This is a genomic window from Micromonospora sp. PRAS1 (genome assembly GCF_059553435.1).
The window spans coordinates 108,502-127,899 of record NZ_JCANNB010000007.1 but is presented as its reverse complement, the minus strand read 5'-3'; the positions used below and the strand labels follow the sequence as shown (position 1 = coordinate 127,899).

Below are 19,398 nucleotides of genomic sequence, written 5' to 3'. Positions count from 1 at the left end.
ATGGCCACGCTTTCCAGCTCCGCCCCGCCCGCCGCCGATGAGCCACCACCCCAGCCGCCCGCCACAGCGCCGGCCCGGCCCCGCCAACCAGCCGGGACCACGATCGCCGGCATCGCGCTGCGCACGCCGTACTGGGTGTTCACCGGTTCGGTGGCGCTGATCTTCCTGGCCCCGCTGGTCTGGACCGCGGTCGCCTCGGTCTCCCCGCAACCCGGGACGAACCAGGTGGACGGCTGGGGATTCGGCAACTACGTGACGCTCTCCCACTACCAGGCCGGCATCTGGCGCTACCTCGCCAACTCGGCCTTCGTCTCGCTGCTCACGGTCGCCCTGACGCTTGGCATCTCCTTCCTCGGTGGGTACGCCTTCGCCCGGTTCCGCTTTCCCGGCCGCAACATCCTCTTCCTGGTCACCCTCGCCATCCTGATGGTCCCGTACGCGACCCTGCTGATCCCGCTCTACGTGCTGCTCAACCAGGTCGGGCTACAGAACTCCCTGGTCGGTGTGGCGCTCGTGCTGGCGATGTTCCAACTGCCGTTCTCCACCTTCCTGATGCGCATCTCCTTCGAGGCGGTGCCCCGCGAACTCGACGAGGCCGCGATGGTCGACGGCTGCTCGTCGTTCGGTGCGCTGTGGCGGGTGCTGCTGCCGGCGGTGAAGCCGGGCCTGATCACCGTGGGGTTGTTCGCCTTCCTCGCCGCCTGGAACGACTTCATGGCACCGCTGATCCTGATCAACGACACCGAGCGGATGACCCTCCCGCTCGCCGTCTCCAACCTGCGCGGTCAGGTCCAGGGTGTCGTCGACTACGGGGCGACCGAGGCGGGCGTCGTCGTGCTCGCCCTGCCCTGCATCGTCCTGTTCCTTCTGCTCCAACGTCACTACGTGCGCGGCTTCATGTCGGGCGCGCTGAAAGGATGAACATGAGCGGCACCGCACCTTCGGCCGCACCCGTCCTGCCGGTCCGTGGCCGGTTCCGGCCGATCGGGTTGGACGGAATGCGTATCACCGGCGGATTCTGGGCCGAGCGTCAGTCGATCAACGGCGGTGTGACCCTCGAACACATCGAGCACTGGCTCGAGCGGGAGGGCTGGGTCGGCAACTTCGACCTCGCCGCCCGGGGTGGCCTGCCCGGCGAGCGACGCGGCCGCGAGTTCGCCGACTCGGAGGTCTACAAGTTCCTTGAGGCGGCGGCCTGGGAGATCGGCCGGACCGGCGACGAGGGGCTGGACGCCAGGTTCCGTGCCGTGGTGCGCCGGGTGGCCGCGGCACAGGAACCCGACGGCTATCTCAACACCCACTTCGGCCGGCCGGGGCAGGCACCGCGCTGGTCCGACCTGGAGTGGGGCCACGAGCTCTACTGCGTCGGGCACCTGCTCCAGGCGGCGGTGGCCCGGGCCCGGACGCGTCCGGGTGCCGACGACGGGCTGCTCGACATCGCCCGCCGTGCGGCCGACAACGTCTGCGACACGTTCGGGCCGGAGGGCATCGACGGCATCTGCGGGCACCCGGAGATCGAGACCGCGCTTGTCGAGTTCGCCCGGACCACAGGTGAGGACCGCTACCTGAGCCAGGCCGCCCTCTTCGTCGACCGGCGCGGCCACGGCCGGCTCGGCGACGTGGAGTTCGGCCGGGAGTACTACCAGGACGAGCTTCCGGTACGGGCGGCGACCGTGCTGCGCGGGCACGCGGTGCGGGCCAATTATCTGGCCGCCGGCGCGGTCGACGTCGCTGTCGAGTTGAAGGACGCCAGCCTGCTGGAGGCGGTACGCGGCCAGTGGAGCAACGCGGTGGCGCGGCGCACCTACGTCACCGGCGGGCAGGGCTCCCGGCACCAGGACGAGGCGTTCGGCGAGGACTGGATGCTGCCGCCCGACCGCGCCTACTCCGAGACCTGCGCCGGCATCGGCTCGGTGATGCTCGCCTGGCGGCTGCTGCTGGCCGACGGTGACCCCCGCTACGCCGACCTGATCGAGCGAACCCTGTTCAACGTGGTCTGCACCTCGCCGTCGGCGGACGGCCGGAGCTTCTTCTACACGAACACCCTGCACCGGCGGGAACTCGGCACCCTGCCCGACGCCGACCGGCCCAGCCCACGGGCGGCGGCCTCGCTGCGGGCACCGTGGTTCGAGGTTTCCTGCTGCCCGACGAACGTGGCCCGGACGATGGCCAGCCTGCCCGGCTACGTCGCCACCCACGACGACGAGGGCCTGCAACTGCACCAGTACGTCTCCGGCACCGTCGAGCATCACCTCGCCGACGGGCGCGTCCGGTGCCTGGTCGTCGCGACCGACTACCCGCACGACGGCGAGATCCGGGTGCGGATCGACAGCGACGACGAGCACCCCTGGTCGCTGTCGTTGCGGGTGCCGGGGTGGGCGGCGCAGGGCGCGACGGTGACCGTCGGCGGGGACACCCGGCCGGTCGGTCCCGGATTCCTCACCGAGCACCGGATCTGGCGGCGCGGTGACGAGGTCGTCCTGTCGCTGCCGATGACGCCCCGGTTCGTATTTCCGGACACCCGGGTCGACGCGGTCCGCGGCTGCGTTGCGGTGGAGCGCGGCCCGCTCGTGCTCGCCGTCGAGTCGGTGGACGTGCCGCAGGTCGGCAGCGTGGACGAACTCCGCGTCGATCTCGACCAGCCGCCGCGCGTGGTCGACGGCAGGGTCGCCGTGCGTTGCCGGCGGGTGCGTCCGCAGGAGCACGAGTGGCCCTACCGGGCGGATCCGGCCGAGTCGGCTCCCGCCCCGAGCGCAGTGCTCGACGAGGTGGTGCTGGTGCCGTACCACGCCTGGGCCAACCGGGGGCCCTCGACCATGCGGGTCTGGTTGCCCACCGGTGCCGTCGAGCCGGTCCGTCCCGGCGGAGATGCCCCGTGTTAACGCTCACACGAACCCCCGAGCCGAACGAGAACACCACCGACAGGCGCGGCCGGTGACGCCTCACCCGCCCGGCCGCGCCGATAACAGGGAGGAAGGAACATGAACCGCAGACGCGTGAGGAGGGCACCCCTCTGGGTCGCTCTCGCCGCGCTCGTGGTGGGCGGGACAGCCATACCGTCCCCGGCCCACGCCGCCAGCCCGATCCTGCCCGGCAACGAGGGCGACGTCGGGGTCTACACCAACGGCCAGAACCACGTCATGGAGATCGGTGACCCGGTCTACACAAACATCAACGCCATCACCGACCAACTCGCGCCCGGGGTGCCGTACACCGCGGGTAACCTGCACCAGTCGATCTTCGAGAAGGACCTCGCCGCCGGCGGGACCGACTACTACCTCGACCGCATCCTCGGGGTACACGGAACGCTCGGGTCAGCGGTGCTGATGACCCGGGGCCGCTCCCTCTACATGCGCGGCGCGAGCAACAACAACTTCACCGTGATGGGCTTCGCCGGCAGCGCGTACGTCGGTGGCCCCAACAACCTCGGCAACCTCTACACCGTCACCGTGCCGGGGCAGACCGTCAGTGAGGTGAACGCCAACCGGTTCAACGCGCCGAGCCACGCCAAGAGCCGGTACAACATCGGCAGCACCGGCGTCACCGCCGACCTGACCAAGTTCATCACCTACGACAACGTCGCGGTCACCACGATCGACTTCAGCAACCCCGGCGACTCGGCTACCACCTTCACCGTCCGCACCGCCTCCCCGCTGGCCACCCAGGCCGGGCCGGGCGACGCCGCGCTGACCGGTACCCGCACCATCACCAGCGGTTCCAACAACGGGCTGGTCGACACCGCCTGGGACCAGATCAGGATCGACCTCACCGCGGCCGGCTTCACCCGCAGCGGCAGCAACCTCGACCGGGAGCTGACCGTCCCGGCCGGCGGCTCGGTGTCGGTGAAGGTCGTCGCCGCCGTCTCCTCGGCCACCCTGCCCGAGACGGTGCAGAGTTACCAGGAGTACGCCGAGCTGTCGCCGGCCGAGGCCGTGCGTACCGGCATCACCGAGTTCAACCGCCGCTGGGCGCAGGACGTGCCCTACATCAACGTGCCCGACCCGGCGCTGGAGAAGGCGATCGTCTACCGCTGGTGGGGCGAGCGGTACAACTCGCTGGACGCCAACGCCTCCGGTCACGTCTACCAGTACCCGACGACGATCGAGGGAGTGAACCTCTACCAGAACGCCGTCGCGCTGACCCAGCCGATGCACCTCCAGGACACCAAGTGGCTGCGTACGCCGTACCTGCCGTACGGGCAGATCCTGAACATCGGCGAACTCTCCGGCTCCTCGGCCTTCCTGGACAGCCCGGGGCACACCAGCTGGAACAACCACTACTCGCAGTACCTCGGCACCGCCGGCCTCGAGGCGTACAACGTGCACGGCGGTGGCAAGGAGATCGCCCGCAAGTTCGCCAGGTACTTCGAGGGTGACGGCGTCGGCCAGCTCGAACACTACGACGGCAACGACGACAAGCTGATCGCGTACGACACCAACTACATGCCCGGCAACGACGCGGACGCGATCACCTTCGGCTTCCCGAAGTCCAACGCCGGTGCCCCCGGTGCCCGGACGATCGAGCGCCCGGAGTCGGCGTACGTGTGGGGCGCCTTCGACGCGGCCCGTCAGCTCTACCAGCTCTCCGACGCCGAGCAGGCCAAGGTCGACGAGATGGGGACCAGGGCCGACGAGGTCCGGGACGCGATCCTCAACCGGCTCTGGAGCCCCGACATGCGGATGTTCCTGGCCGGCACGTCGCACGGCGCCACCAGCGCGGCGACCGCCAACGGTCGGCCCAACCCGTTGCCGGCGGAGGCCCGCAACCTGATCCCGGCCAAGGAGTCGAACCTCTACGACATCTACGCCGAGAACCTCATCCCCACCGACCAGTGGCAGAAGTACGTCGACGGGTTCCGCTTCCTGACCTACGGCGACAACTTCCCGATCTTCCCGTTCTACACCGCAAACCAGTACGACCGGGCGGCCTACGGGATCGGCGGCTCGAACAACTTCTCCAACATCAACTTCACCGTGCAGTACCGCGGGGTCCGCTCGGCGCTGCGGCACTACGACCCGGAGCAGAAGTACGTCACCCCGGCGTACGCCAAGCGGCTGCTGGACTGGATGGCCTGGAGCATCTACCCGGGCGGGGACGTGCGCGCCCCGAACCAGGCGGAGTACTACTCCAACTGGAACCCGAGCACCAAGACGTTCAACCGCAACAACCCGAACCACATCATGCTCGGCAACATGAACTACATCTTCGTCGAGGACATGGCGGGCATCCAGCCGCGCTCCGACGACAAGATCGAGCTGTGGCCGATCGAGTTCGGCTACGACCACTTCATGGTCAACAACCTGCGCTACCACGGGCAGGACGTCACAATCGTCTGGGACCCCGACGGCAGCAGGTACGGCCTGGGCGCCGGCTACAGCCTCTTCCTGAACGGCGAGAAGAAGGTGAGCACCGACAAGCTCGGCAAGCTCACCTACGACCCGAACACCAACGAGGTGCAGGCCGCCGCCGGGCTGACCGTCACCTACACCGCCACCACAGGTGCCGACTTCCCGAGCGCGGTGGACACCCCGATCGGCGACGACCGAGTGGTCGACTACCTCAAGACGGCCGGCATCGACCTCACCGAGGACGCGCCGAACCTGGCGCGGGGCGCGCAGCTCAGCTCGTCGTACACCCAGCAGGGCGTGCGGCCGACGCCGTGGCGGCAGTTCCACACGCCCGGCTGGAGCAGCACCTCGATGAACTACACGCCCGGGGCGATCAGCACCACCGAGCGGCCGGTCTCGCTGGCGGCGGTGACCGACGGGGTGACCGCCAACGAGCCGTACTGGGGCAACTACGGCACCACCGAGCGCAACGGCTACCTCGAGCTGGACCTCGGCTCGGCGAAGTCCTTCGACAACGTGAAGGTCTTCTTCGTCAGCGACCGCCAGGCCGGCGGTTACCGCGAGCCCGCCCGCTGGTGGGTGCAGGTGCCCGACGGCGACGGTGGCTGGACGGAGGTGCCGAACCAGTTCAAGAACCCGACCGTGCCGTCGGCGAAGTTCAACGAGGCGCTCTTCGAGACCGTCACCTCGAACAAGCTGCGCATCGCCTTCACCAACAACCCGACCTTCTACACCGCCATCTCCGAGATCCAGGTCTTCGACTCGGGCCGGGACGTGCCGGAGGTGACCAACCAGGCGCCCGTCGTCACCGCCAGCCGCGACGGCTCGGGTGACGGCAACCTCTCCACCCGGCTGGTCGCCACCGCCACCGACGACGGCATCCCGTACGACAGCGAACTCACCTTCGGCTGGGAGACCGTCTCCGCGCCGGAGGGCGCGGGCGTCATCTTCGCCGACGCGGGGGCCCTCACCACCCGGGTTACCGGCACGGTCGCCGGTGACTACGTGTTCCGGTTCTTCGCCGACGACGGGGAGAAACGGTCCACGGCGAACGTGTCGGTGACCCTCGCCAAGCGGGAGGTCAGCGCCGAGTTCGGCGCGTCGGCGACGATCAGCACCAGCGGCACCGCCTCGTGGGAGAACCACTCCCGGGTCAACGAGCCGACCACGCCGAACAGCTCCAACGCGGGCGCGGGCAACGGTTGGGGCAACTGGGGTCAGCCGGCCAACGGCACCAGCCAGGAGCGGGAGGCGTGGATCCAGTACCGCTGGGGCGCGCCGGTGCGGTTGTCGTCGACCGACATCTACTGGTACGACGACAACGGCGGCACCCGCCGGCCCAACGCCACCACGTACGTCATCGAGTCCTCGACGAACGGGACCACCTGGACGCCGGTCACCCTCACCGGTGACTCGACGTACGCGGCCGGGCTGGCCACCAACCGGTTCAACCGCTTCGAGTTCGAGCCGGTGAGCGCCAGCCACCTGCGCATCCGCATCTGGGGCGTGCAGGGCAGCGGGGCCGGTACGGGCGTGCTGCGGTGGCGGGCCAACGGCGAGACCGTCGACTCGGTGCGTTCGCCGGTGCTGATCCGCACCGGCGTGGGCCAGGTGCCGACGCTGCCGGAGAGCCTCGACGCGGTCTACACCAGCGGAGCCCGGGGCACTGTGACGTTCAACTGGCAGAACATCACAGCCGAGCAGGTCGCCGAGCCGAACGTCGACCCGTTCGTGGTCTACGGCACGAACGACGCGTACGGCCTGATCGCCGAGGCCCGGATCTACGTCCGGCCGGAGATGTCCACAGGCGGCATCTCGATCCAGGGTGCCGAGACCTTCGAACAGGCCGTCGAGGTGGGCGAACTGCCCTGGCTGCCGGAACGGGTGGAGGTCTCCTACAACGACGGCTCCCGGGACAACCAGGCCATCGGTGTCGACTGGGACTTCGACGAGAACATCGTCAACACCCCCGGCCGCTACACCATCATCGGTGACCTGATCCTGCCCGACTACGTAAGCGAGGCCGGTGCCACGCGGACCACGTTGACCCTCACCGTGGGCGACCCGCCCGAGACCCCGACCTGGGACGTCGAGGTGCAGGCGAGCACCCGCTGCACCGGCAGCAACGTCTACGTCGCGGTGAACGCCCGCAACGCCGAGGACGGGCCGCTCACCATCGAGCTGGTCACGCCGTACGGCACCCGGAAGGTCACCGACGTGGCCGCCGGCAAGTCCGCCTTCCAGGCGTTCAACACCCGCGCCAAGTCGGTGCCGGCCGGTACCGCGACGGTGAAGGCCACCGGAACCGTCGACGGCGAGCCGGTGACCGTGGAGTTCGAGGCGCCCTTCGGCGCGCTCAACTGCGGCTGATTCCGCGCAGGTGGTGGCGGCGCCGGGGGAGCGCCGCCACCACCACCCTCCCGCACAGCAGTGAGGAGACATCCACCGTGAACAGCATCGTGGGGCGCGGCGCCGCCCCACCGTCGTCCCGGCGTCCGCGCCGGTTGCGCCGGGCGGTCGCCGTGGCAGCGGTCGCCGGACTCGTCGCCGGTGGCCTGGCCGGCGTCGCCGGCCCGGCGCACGCCGCGGAGCCCGAGTCCTACACCTTCACCAACACCGCGAACCCGATCCTCGGCGACGGCAGCTACTACTCGGCCGACCCGGCGCCCGTCGTCGTGCCGGCCGGTGCCCCCGGCAACGACACCGCCGAGGACCAGCTCTACATCTACACCGGCCACGACCAGGCCGGACCCTCCACAAACGACTTCATCATGAACGAGTGGGGCGCCTTCCGGACCACCGACGTCGAGGCGGGGGAGTGGACCCACTTCCCGTCGCTGATGCGTCCGGAGGCGGTCTTCTCCTGGGCCACCCCGGGACGCGCGTACGCCGGCCAGGTCGTAGCGGGCGTGGACGGGCGATACTACTGGTACGTCCCGATCCACGAGCGGGACAGCCCGGTGTCGGACAAGTTCGCCATCGGGGTGGCCGTCTCGGAGAGCCCCACCGGCCCGTGGACCGACCACGCGGGCGGACCGATCATCTCCCAGCGGGTACCGACGGCGAACAACATCCACAACATCGACCCGACCGTCCTGGTCGACGGCGAGGCCCCCAACCAGCGGGTGTACATCTGGTGGGGCTCCTTCAGCCAGCTGCGGATGCTCGAACTCCAGCAGGACATGAAGACGCCGATCGGCACCCCGCGTACCGTCACCGGCCTGACCGGCTTCTTCGAGGGCGCCTGGGCCTTCAAGCGCAACGGCACCTACTACCTGGCGTACGCCGGCAACAACGCCGGCCCGACCTCGCAGTGCACCCCGGCGAACTACCACGCCTGCCTCGCGTACGGCACGGCGTCCTCGCCGGAGGGTCCGTGGACCTACCGGGGGACGTTCCTGCGGCCGGTCTCCTCCACCACCAGCCACCCCGGGCTGCTGGAGTTCAACGGCCGCTGGTACCTCGCGTACCACACCGCCGACGCGGTGGGCGGCGGCCACTTCCGCCGCTCGGTGGCGATCGACCCGGTCGAGTGGGACGACACCCAGACCCCGCCGCGGATCAAGCTCGTCACGCCGACGCCGGCCAAGGGACGTGACCTCACGCCCCGGCCGAACATCGCCCAGGAGGCCCGGGTCACCGTCTCCAACGAGCCGGTACCCACCCAGTACTGGGTGAAGGCGCTAAACGACGAGATCGTCCGGTCGAACCCGCTGCCGCCGGACATGTGGGGGACCTGGACCGGCAACAACCCGCCCCAGCAGTGGGTGCAGTACACCTGGGACCAGCCGATGCGGATCGCCGGTTCGCAGATCGACTTCTGGAACGACCAGCCGCAGGGCACCGGCGTCGGGGTGGCCGCCCCGGCCCGCTGGCGCATCCAGTACTGGGATCTCGACGCCGGCCGGTGGGCCGACGTACCGAACCCGAGCGGCTTCCCCACCAGCACCCAGGGCTTCCAGAACACCACCTTCGACCCGGTGACCACCACGCAGGTCCGCGCGGTGTTCGACGCGTCGACAAACGGCAGCACCTACTCGGCGGTGGCGGTCGAGGAGTGGAAGATCCTCGCCGCGCAGCCGGAGTCGGTGAGCGCGCCGTCCGTCACGGTGGAGGTGGGCGAGAACGATCTGCCCGACACCCTGCCCGTGACGTTCGGCAGCGAGACCCTGCGGCTGCCGGTCTACTGGGACCCGGTGACCCCGGAGGACGTCGCGCAGCCGGGCACCCTCACCGTCGCCGGCACCGTGCTCGGCTACGCCGCAGGCCGGGTCTCCGCCCAGGTCACCGTCATCTCCCCGGACGACACCGAGGGCGACGAGACCGCCCCGACGGTGACGCTCACCCCGAGCGGCAGCGCCGGCAGCGCGGGTTGGTTCCGGTCGGCCGTGCGGGTACGGATCGCCGGGGTCGACGACCGGGGCGGGCGGTTGAGCATCTCCGCCCGGGTCGACGACGCGGAACCGGTCGTCACGAATGACACGCGGTCGGTGGACGTGACGGTCTCCGGGGACGGCGAACACACAGTCACCGCGACCGCGACCGACCGCGCCGGCAACGTCTCGGCACCGGCGAACCTCGCCGTACGCATCGACGCCACCGCACCGGTCAGCACGGCCACCGTGCACAGTGCCACCCGGGCGGTCACGGTGACCGCGAGCGACGCCACCTCCGGGGTCGCCCGGATCGAGTACGCCATCGGCACCGGCGCGTGGACCGCGTACGACGGCCCCATCGCGGCACCCGACTCGAACCGGCACACCGTGCAGTTCCGCGCGACCGACGCGGCCGGCAACCTGGAGACGGCCAGATCGATCGCCATCCCGGCCGACCTGTCCGGGCCACTTACCGGCAACATCGGGCCGATCGGGACGCCTACCGCCTCCTACACGGCGAGCTGGAACAGCGTCAGCGCGCTCAACGACGGCACCGACCCGACCAACCCGAGCCAGGCGCAGATCTGGGGCACCTGGTCCGGCACCCGCCCGGCCACCCAGTGGGTGCAGTACGACTGGGCCCGCCCGGTGCGGATCACCGGCACCGAGCTGAAGTTCTGGCGGGACTCCAACCAGGGTTCGGGCGATGGCGTCGCCCAGCCCGACGGCTGGGTCCTCCAGTACTGGGACGAGGCCGGTTCGGCCTGGCGGGACGTGGCAGGGGCCTCGGACTACGGCACCAGCACCACCGCGTTCAACACGGTCACCTTCGACCCGGTCACCACACCGAGGGTGCGGGCCACCATCCGGGCCAACGGCAACGGCACCACCTACTCCGCGGTCGCGATCACCGAGTGGCGGGTCTTCGCCGACGATCCGGGTGTCCAACCGGAGCTGCCGGTGACGGTGACCGCGCAGGCGCGCTGCCTCGCCGGTAGGGCGTACGTGGCGGTGCAGGCCCGCAACGACCACGGCGCGCCGGTTGGCATCACCCTGGAAACCGCGTACGGCGAGCGGTCCTTCGCGGCGGTGGCGCCGGGCGGCAACGCCTTCCAGCAGTTCGCCACCCGGACGGCCTCGGTGCCGGCCGGCACGGCGACGGTCCGGGTCACCGGTTCCGTCGACGGCAAGGCGACGACGACCACCGTCACCGGGGAGTACGCCGGGGCCAACTGCGCCGCCGATCCCCGACAAGCCCAGTGATTCACCTGATCCGGAATGGAGTTGAAGAGATGAACGCAGTGAACCGTAAGCGGCTGCTCGCGGCCGGGGCCGCCGGCGCCCTGCTGCTCGGCTCGGTGGCGATGGCCGCACCGGCGTCGGCCGAGCCGGGCGACAACGCCGATGTCGAGGTGACCGTCGACATCGAGGAGATCAAGGAGCCGGGGGTGCTGGCGATGTCGGTGGCGGCCGACTCGGTGGCGTTGTCGGAGGACGGGTCGACGTTGTTGGTGCGTCAGTTCGTGGGGACGTTGCCGACGGTGACGGTGACGGACACGCGTACGGCTGATGAGGTGCCGGCGGGTTCGGCGTGGGCGGTGCTGGGTTCGGCGTCGGACTTCGTCGGGGCTGATGGTCAGGAGCCGATCGCTGCGGGGCATCTGGGTTGGCGTCCGAAGCTGCTGGATGGTGGGGACACCGGTCTGGTGAGTGAGGGCGAGGAGGTCGTGACTGTGGTCGACGAGCCGACGCAGCCGGGCAACAACGTGGGTCTGGTCGACCAGGAGTTGTTGGTGTCGACGTTCGACTCGGGTGCGGTGGCCGGTGGCGAGTTCACGGTGAACGCGGAGTTGTTCCTGCGTACGCCGGCTGATGTCGCGGCGGGTGAGTACGCCTCGACGTTGACCCTGTCCCTGTTCGAGTGACACCCGTGGTGGGGGCCGCCACCCGGCGGCCCCCACCACCCCTCGCGGCGAAGGGTCCCGCCATGAGCCGAGCCCACCTACACCAGCAGCGGCAGCCCGCCGTGATGCAGCCGGAAGTTGTCCAGCTCGGCGGGATCCACCGCGAGCCGCAGGTTGGGAAGCTGCCGGGCGATCCGGTCGAACATGATCCGGCTCTCCAGCCGGGCCAGGTGCGCGCCGAGGCAGAAGTGGATCCCGTGCCCGAAGGCGATGTGCTGGCGACCGTCGGTGCGGTGGATGTCGAACACGTGCGGCCGGTCGAACACCGCCGGGTCCCGGTTGGCACCCCACAACGACAGGCCCACCCGGTCGTATGCGGGGATCCGCCCGCCGGCTATCTCGATCTCCTCGAAGGCGTAGCGCGGTGGCACGACCTCGACCGGTCCCCGGTACCGCAGCGTCTCCTCGACCACCGCCGACGCCAGGGACGGGTCGTCGCGCAGCGCCCGCCATTGTTCGGGGTGGCTGAGCAGCAGGCGTACCCCGTTGACGATCAGGTCGACGGTGGTCTCCTGGCCGGCGATGAGCAGCAGTTGCACAAGCGCCACCAGTTCGTCGCGATCGAGCCGGTCACCCTGGTCCGAGATGGTCACCAGCTGCGAGATCAGGTCGTTTGCCGGGGCCGCGCGGCGGCGGGCCGCCAACCCGTCGAGGTACGCCCCGAACTCGGTGAGCGCGGCCGGACCGTCGACGCTTGCCGAGACGATCGCCGCCGACCAGGCGCGAAACCGGGGCCGGTCCGGCTCCGGCACGCCGACAAGTTCGGCGATCACGTTTACCGGCACCGGATCGGCGAGGTCGGTGATGCCGTCGATGCTGCCCTGCCGGCGGGCGCGGGCGACCAGTTGGTCGGCGAGGTCGCTGATCCACGGTTCCAGCCGGGCCATCGCCCGCGCCGTGAAGCCGCCGCTGACCAGCCCGCGCAGCCGGGTGTGATCGGGCAGGTCGAGGTTGATCAGCTGGCGGGCCTCGAGTCTCGCCACTTCGGACAGCTCGTGCGGGGCAGGCCACCGGGCGCCCGGCAGGTGCCGGCTGATCTCGTGACCGATCCGCGGGTGTCGCAGCCCGGCCAGCACGTCGGCGTGCCCGGCGATCACCCACCACCGGTTGCCCGCCGGGTCGATCTGGAGCACCGGCGCGCCGGCCTGGCGTACCCGGTCGTAGAAGGGGTGCGGATCCCGGCGGACGGCCGGATCCCACAACTCCGAGACGCCGAACGCAACTGCCACATCGCCTCCTCGATCATCCGACCGACCAATAGTTAGCGCTAACATAAACATGACTCCAGAATGTGTCAAACACGCCTCTGTCCTTGATAGACGTCGTCGTCCTGCCTAGGGTGAGCGTTAACATCCACCGCCCTCCACCTCCGCGGAAGGATCGATCCAAGTGGCCGAAACCGAGACCCGTCCCCTCACTCGACGCCATGTTCTCCAGGCATCAGCGATCGGGGTGGCCGCCGCGGCCGCCACGGGCGCACTACCGGCGGGCGCAGCCCAGGCCGCCCCAGCCGCCGGCGCCACCACCGGACCGGCCGGCCTCGCCGTGGTCCCGCCCGACCCCGGCCCCGGCGGCACCGCCCCGGTCCGGCCGTTCCCGCTTCGCGACGTGACCCTTGGCAACGGGCTGCTCCAAGAAAAGCGCGACCGGATGAAGAGCTACCTGCGACAGCTCGACGAGCGGCGCTTCCTCGTACTCTTCAACAACCAGGCCGGTCGCCCGAACCCGCCGGGCGTCACCACCCCCGGCGGCTGGGAGGACGGCGGGCTGCTCAGCGGCCACTGGGCCGGGCACTTCATGACGGCCCTGGCGCAGGGCTACGCCGACCACGGCGAGCCGATCTTCAAGAGCAAGCTCGACTGGATGGTCGACGAACTCGCGGCGTGCCAGGCCGCGATCACCGCGCGGATGGGCGACGGCGATCCGGAGGAAGAGGAGCCGGAGGAGCCGCAGATCGACCGGGTGCCGGGCCGGTTCGGCAGCGGCCTGCGGCTGAACGGCCCGAGCCGGGCCGAGCACGTCACCCTGCCGCAGGAGGCGATCAGCCAGCTCGCCGACTTCACAATCGCCACCTGGGTGAACCTCGCCGCCACGCAGAACTGGAGCCGGCTGTTCGACTTCGGTCAGAACAGCACGGTGAACATGTTCCTGACCCCGCGAGCCGGGGTCACCGGCAACGCGCCGAGGTTCGCGATCACGGTCAGCGGCAGCGGCGGGGAACAGCAGATCAACGGCTCCTCGGCCCTGCCCACAAACCAGTGGGTGCACCTGGCCGTGACGCTCACCCAGAACACCGGCACCCTCTACGTCAACGGTGAACAGGCCGGCCAGAACACCAACATGACGCTGAGCCCGGCCAACCTCGGCAACCCGGGAAACCGGTGGATCGGGCGGTCGCAGTACGGCGACGCGATGCTGAACGCCACCATCGACGAGTTCCACATCTTCGACCGGGCACTCAGCCAGCAGGAGGTGCGGTCGCTGCTGGACTCCCCGGCCGGCAGCACCGGTGGCGGCTCGATCGCCTGGTACCGGTTCGAGGAGGAGGGCGGCACGACCATCCGGGACGCCTCGCCCAACGGCCGCGACGGTGGCATCGTGCCGACCCAGAGCGACGGCGGTGCGTTGTGGGTGCCGACGCACCCCGGTTACCTGGGCGCGATCCCGGAGGACGCCGTGCTCCGGCTCGGCCCGCCGCGCTGGGCCGTCTACGGCAGCAACGCGGCCACAAACACCTGGGCCCCGTGGTACACCCAACACAAGATCATGCGCGGCCTTTTGGACGCGTACTACCACACCGACAACGCCAAGGCCCTCGACGTGGTGGTCAAGATGGCCAGCTGGGCACACCTGGCGCTGACCGTGGGAGACAAGAACCATCCCGCGTACCCCGGCCCGATCACCCGGGACAACCTCAACTACATGTGGGACCTCTACATCGCCGGCGAGACCGGGGGAGCCAACGAGGTCTTCCCCGAGATCTACGCGCTCACCGGGGACGCCAAGCACCTGGCCACCGCGAAGCTCTTCGACAACCGGGAGTCGCTCTTCGACGCCTGCGTCGCCAACCGGGACATCCTGGTCACGACGCCGCAGACCAACCCCGGCCGCCGCCGCCCGGACCGGCTGCACGCCAACTCGCACGTGCCGCAGTTCGTCGGCTACCTCCGGGTCTACGAGCACAGCGGCGACACCGAGTACTTCCAGGCCGCCAAGAACTTCTTCGGCATGGTCGTTCCGCACCGGATGTACGCCAACGGCGGCACCGGCGGCAACTACCCGGGCTCCAACAACAACATCGAGCTGTTCCAGAACCGGGGCAACATCGCCAACTCGATCGCCCAGGGCGGTGCGGAGACCTGCACCACGTACAACCTGCTCAAGCTGGCGCGCAACCTCTTCCTGCACGAGCACGACGCCGCCTACCTGGACTACTACGAGCGGGGCCTGCTCAACCAGATCGCCGGCTCGCGGGCCGACACCACGACCGTCAGCAACCCGCAGGTCACCTACTTCCAGCCGTTGACCCCGGGCGCGAACCGTGGCTACGGCAACACCGGCACCTGCTGTGGTGGGACCGGGATCGAGAACCACACCAAGTACCAGGAGACCATCTACTTCAAGTCGGCCGACGGCAGCACCCTCTGGGTCAACCTGTACGCCTCCGCCACCCTCGACTGGGCGGAGAAGGACTTCACGATCGTCCAGGAGACCGACTACCCACGACAGGACCGCACCCGGCTCACCGTGCAGGGCAGCGGCCCGCTCGACATCAAGCTCCGGGTGCCGGGGTGGGTGCGCAAGGGCTTCTTCGTCACGATCAACGGCACCGCGCAGCAGGTCGACGCCCGGCCGGGCAGCTACCTGACGCTGAGCCGGAGCTGGCAGCCGGGCGACGTCATCGACATCCGGATGCCGTTCAGCGTCCGGGTCGAGCGGGCGCCCGACCGCCCCGACACGCAGGCGATCTTCTGGGGGCCGGTGATCCTCCAGATCCTGGGCAACCCCGGCGACGGCAACTACCGCGAGCTGACCATGTACCACCAGCTAAAACTGGACGGCGACTACGCCCGGGCGGCGATCACCCAGACGAGCGCCACGGCGGCGGGTGACCCGCTCTTCACCACGCACGGCTTCAACCTGCGGCCGTACTACATCGGCGACACCCAGGCCGCCTCGTCGTACTTCCGCCGGATCGAGCCGACGATCGTGTTCGGCTCGATCGACACCGGGGTGCCCAACCGCAAGCGCAACGACGGCCTGCCGAACTACGACGTACCGGTGACCGGAATCCCCTCGCCCGGCACCGACGGCCCGACCTTCCTGGACCTCCTCTGGGACCGGGCGCCGTTCGCCAACCACGGCCAGTTCGTCTCGACCGTCACCCAACTCGCGACGGAGTTCGTCGAGGCGGGCGTCTTCACTGCGGCGGAGAAGAGCCTCGTCGTCTCGCGCGCCGCACAGGCGAGGCGGGAACTCGCGCCGGAGCCCGCCTGGCAGGTCGAGACCGAGCTGCGTACCCAGCGGATCGGCGCAAACGTCTACCTCGGCGTCAACGTCCGCAACGACGACACCGTGCCGCTCACCATCGAGCTGATCACCTCGTACGGCTCGCGTACGGTGCCGGACGTCGCCCCGGGCAGGTCCGCCTACCAGTCGTTCAACACCCGGAGCGCGGCCGTACCGGCCGGCACCGTGACCGTCCGGATCACCGGGACGGTCGACGGTGATCCGGTGACCGCCCAGATCGAGGCGTCGTACGACGCGAGCAGCTGAGACCGGCCCGTGAGGCGTCGTGGCGGTGTCCGTTCGGGCACCGCCACGACGCTTCCTCCCCGCCTGTCGCGGTTTCGAGATCGTTTTCGCACCGGCCGCCGCTGCGGCACCACTTCCCGACTCGGGAAGGGGTGCTCAATCGGTGTAGTGTTCGGGCCAGGCGCGAGGATCGGCGGCTGCCACTGGCTCGCAACCCCGCCGAAACTCCGCCGAAAAGGTTTTATAGATTTACTTCCGCCAGGAGTGCTCAGCTCACTCCGGAGATGGTCTGTCGCCGCGCGTCACCCGTGCCGGTCGCGCTGGAGAGGGAGCACCGCATGAGCACCGAGCCCGAGGTTCCCGCCAACCGGCCGCCCACGCTCACCGATGTCGCCCGGCTCGCCGGGGTGTCGGTCGCCACCGCCTCCAAGGCGATCAACGGGCGTGGCGAGGTCCGGCCGGCCACCCGGGTTCGCGTGCTGGAAGCCGCGGAACTGCTCTCCTTCGCGCCGAACGCGTTGGCCCGCGGGCTGCTCAGCGGCCGGACCGGGACGGTGGGCCTGCTCACCAGCGACCTGGAGGGGCGCTTCTCGATCCCCATCCTGATGGGCGTGGAGGACGCCTTCGGGGCGGGGCAGGTGTCGGTCTTCCTCTGCGACGCGCGCGGCGACGCCATCCGGGAACAGCACCACGTGCGGGCGCTGCTCTCCCGCCGGGTGGACGGCCTGATCGTGGTCGGCTCCCGCACCGACCCCCGCCCGCCGCTGGCCGGCAACATCCCGGTGCCCGTCGTGTACGTCTACGATCCCTCCGCGAACCCCGACGACATTTCGATCACCGTCGACAACGTGGGTGGCGGGCGACTCGCGGTCGAGCACCTGCTGGCCTGCGGCCGGCGCAACATCGCCCACATCACCGGTGAGGCCGGCTTCCAGGCGGCCCGGGACCGGGCCGAGGGTGCGGCTGCGGCGCTCGCCGACGCCGGCCTGAAGATGATCGGCGAGCGGCCGTACTTCGGCTCCTGGGACGAGTCCTGGGGCCGGGCCGCGGCCCACATGGTTGTCGAGCGGCATCCCGAGACCGACGCCATCTTCTGCGGCAGCGACCAGATCGCCCGCGGCGTGCTCGACACGCTCCGCGAACTCGGCCGCGACGTGCCGCGCACCATGGCGGTGATCGGCTTCGACAACTGGGAGGCCATCGCCGCCGACTCCCGCCCCCGGCTGACCAGCATCGACATGAACCTCAAACACCTCGGCGCGGTCGCCGGTCAACGGCTCTTCGCCGCCATCGGTGGTGCCGTGCCCGGTTCCGAGAAGTTCCCCGGCCGCGTCGTGATGCGCGAGTCGACGCTCCCCGCCGGCTGACAGCCTTCAGCCCGACCTGCCGGTCACAATGCTGACCGGTCGCTAGATTGGCTGTTATAGCTGGATCTACTCTCCGACGACGAGGCCCTCAAGGATCTGCGCCAGTCGCGGGAGGTTTTCGCGGCCGGCGACACCTTTTCCATGGACGAGGTTCGCGCCGAGCTGGAACGGCGTTGCGGCAGGGCGGCCTGATGCCACCGGGAGGTGAGGGGGTGGGCGATGGCACCCACGAGCCGCTCGGGTGCCAGGTGGTGCCCACTGCCCTGGTGATGCTCTGCTGGGATAGGTTCCAGAGCGTGGACGGTGGTCACGGGTCGGTGCTGATGTCGGTGTCGACGTGGCAGCAGCCGCTGCCGGTGCCCGCCTCGGTGCACCGTTCAGCGTTGGTCGCCGACGTCGCCGAGCGCGTGTTGGCGTGCGGTGCCGGGCGCCTGCGGGTGGGCATCGACGGGTTGACCGCCGCTGGCAAGACCAGCTTCGGCCACGAGTTGGCGCAGCAGATCAGCTCGCGTGGTCGGCCGGTGCTGCGGGCGAGTCTGGACGACTTCAAGCAGCCGTGGCGGGACCGGCATCTGTACGACCGCGAGTCGGGTGAGGGTTACTACCGCAACGCCTTCGACTACGACGCCGTCGCGCGGTTGTTGCTGGAACCGGCCGGTCCTGACGGCTCAGGTGCGTGTGTGCTGTGCAGCATCGACCCACTGACCCAGCGCGAGCATCGTGACGTGATCACCCGTGCGGCAGCGGACGCGGTGCTGATCGTCGACGGCGTTTTTGCGTTTCGCCCGCAGATCAACGACTACTGGGACTTCCGGATCTGGCTCGACATCGACGAGCAGACGTCGGTGCACCGGGGAACCCATCGGGATCAGGACTGGGCCGGCGCGGAAGCCGAAGCGCTGCACCGGGACCGTTACCTGGTCGCCGAACGGCTCTACCTGGCCGAGGTGGATCCGCTGCCGATGGTCGATGTGATCATCGACAACACCTCGTTCGGCCAGCCGCGGCTGCTGCACCGACGCTCGTGAAGCACGACCCCGGCGCGTCGCCACCAGCCCGGGGGTCGTCCGTCCATGAACGACCACCGGGAAGCCCCGTCAGCCGGCCCGGTACCTTGCCCGACAGCGGTATCGAGGTACGGCCCGGCGACGTGCCGGCACTCGAAGCCCGCTGGGCGCAATGCTGGAAACCGCGCGACGTCGCACGCCGCCTGGCCGGGATCTCTGTGCCCTGGTACGTCGCCGCGGGCTGGGCGCTGGACCTGTGCCGTGGTGAGCAGACCCGCGAACACCACGACATCGAGATCGCGGTGCCGGCCGGGCGGTTTCCAGAGATCCGTGAGCGTTTCGCCGATCTCACGTTCGACGCGGTCGGCGCCGATCGGATCTGGGAATCGGCGACGCCACAGGTGCTGGCCGCCACTCGGCAGACCTGGCTGCGCGACCCGAAGACGGGGCGCTACCTGCTCGATGTCTTCCGTGAGCCGCACGACGGCAACGGGTGGATCTGCCGGCGAGCCGAAACGATCAAGCTGCCCTAGCCCAACGCGAAACACTCACCCGGTTGCTGAGGCAGGTGCATCCGGGGC

General features: G+C 69.9%; 10 protein-coding genes and 1 pseudogene. 10 read left to right on the top strand and 1 reads right to left on the bottom strand.

Going from position 1 to position 19,398, the window contains the following annotated elements; all coding sequences use genetic code 11:
• The 5 genes from AC507J_RS09210 to AC507J_RS09190 all read left to right on the top strand — a co-directional run bounded on the left by AC507J_RS09210 (window position 1) and on the right by AC507J_RS09190 (window position 11,649).
• Window positions 1–921 (top strand): carbohydrate ABC transporter permease, encoded by a 921-nt coding sequence (locus tag AC507J_RS09210; RefSeq protein ID WP_496288654.1) that lies wholly within the window; start codon window positions 1–3, stop codon window positions 919–921.
• A 2-nt stretch (window positions 922–923) separates the two neighbouring features.
• A complete protein-coding gene (locus AC507J_RS09205; protein WP_496288653.1) occupies window positions 924–2,882 on the top strand; it encodes a glycoside hydrolase family 127 protein in 1,959 nt (652 codons plus the stop codon).
• A 99-nt stretch (window positions 2,883–2,981) separates the two neighbouring features.
• Window positions 2,982–7,718: a discoidin domain-containing protein gene (locus AC507J_RS09200; RefSeq protein ID WP_496288652.1), complete on the top strand. Its 4,737-nt coding sequence runs from the start codon at window positions 2,982–2,984 to the stop codon at window positions 7,716–7,718.
• Between the two features lie 77 nt (window positions 7,719–7,795).
• A complete protein-coding gene (locus AC507J_RS09195) occupies window positions 7,796–10,987 on the top strand; it encodes an OmpL47-type beta-barrel domain-containing protein (RefSeq protein ID WP_496288651.1) in 3,192 nt (1,063 codons plus the stop codon).
• A gap of 29 nt (window positions 10,988–11,016) precedes the next feature.
• Window positions 11,017–11,649, top strand: coding sequence for a hypothetical protein (locus AC507J_RS09190; protein ID WP_496288650.1), 633 nt, complete (start codon window positions 11,017–11,019; stop codon window positions 11,647–11,649).
• A gap of 77 nt (window positions 11,650–11,726) precedes the next feature.
• Here AC507J_RS09190 and AC507J_RS09185 read toward each other — a convergent pair whose 3' ends face one another.
• On the bottom strand, window positions 11,727–12,917 hold the full coding sequence (locus AC507J_RS09185; RefSeq protein ID WP_496288649.1) for a cytochrome P450 family protein: 1,191 nt from the start codon (window positions 12,915–12,917) through the stop codon (window positions 11,727–11,729).
• A gap of 160 nt (window positions 12,918–13,077) precedes the next feature.
• Here AC507J_RS09185 and AC507J_RS09180 point away from each other — a divergent pair, with 160 nt between their 5' ends.
• From AC507J_RS09180 to AC507J_RS09160, 5 genes and pseudogenes are all read left to right on the top strand, one after another.
• On the top strand, window positions 13,078–16,464 hold the full coding sequence (locus tag AC507J_RS09180; protein WP_496288648.1) for a beta-L-arabinofuranosidase domain-containing protein: 3,387 nt from the start codon (window positions 13,078–13,080) through the stop codon (window positions 16,462–16,464).
• Window positions 16,465–16,781: 317 nt separating this feature from the next.
• Window positions 16,782–17,810, top strand: a complete 1,029-nt coding sequence (locus AC507J_RS09175; RefSeq protein WP_496288647.1) for a LacI family DNA-binding transcriptional regulator — start codon at window positions 16,782–16,784, stop codon at window positions 17,808–17,810.
• Window positions 17,811–17,870: 60 nt separating this feature from the next.
• A pseudogene (locus AC507J_RS09170) lies at window positions 17,871–18,002 on the top strand (prevent-host-death family protein); the annotation flags it as partial.
• Between the two features lie 131 nt (window positions 18,003–18,133).
• Window positions 18,134–18,838 (top strand): uridine kinase, encoded by a 705-nt coding sequence (locus tag AC507J_RS09165; protein WP_496288773.1) that lies wholly within the window; start codon window positions 18,134–18,136, stop codon window positions 18,836–18,838.
• A 122-nt stretch (window positions 18,839–18,960) separates the two neighbouring features.
• Window positions 18,961–19,350: a nucleotidyltransferase domain-containing protein gene (locus tag AC507J_RS09160; protein ID WP_496288646.1), complete on the top strand. Its 390-nt coding sequence runs from the start codon at window positions 18,961–18,963 to the stop codon at window positions 19,348–19,350.
• Window positions 19,351–19,398 lie beyond the last annotated feature (48 nt).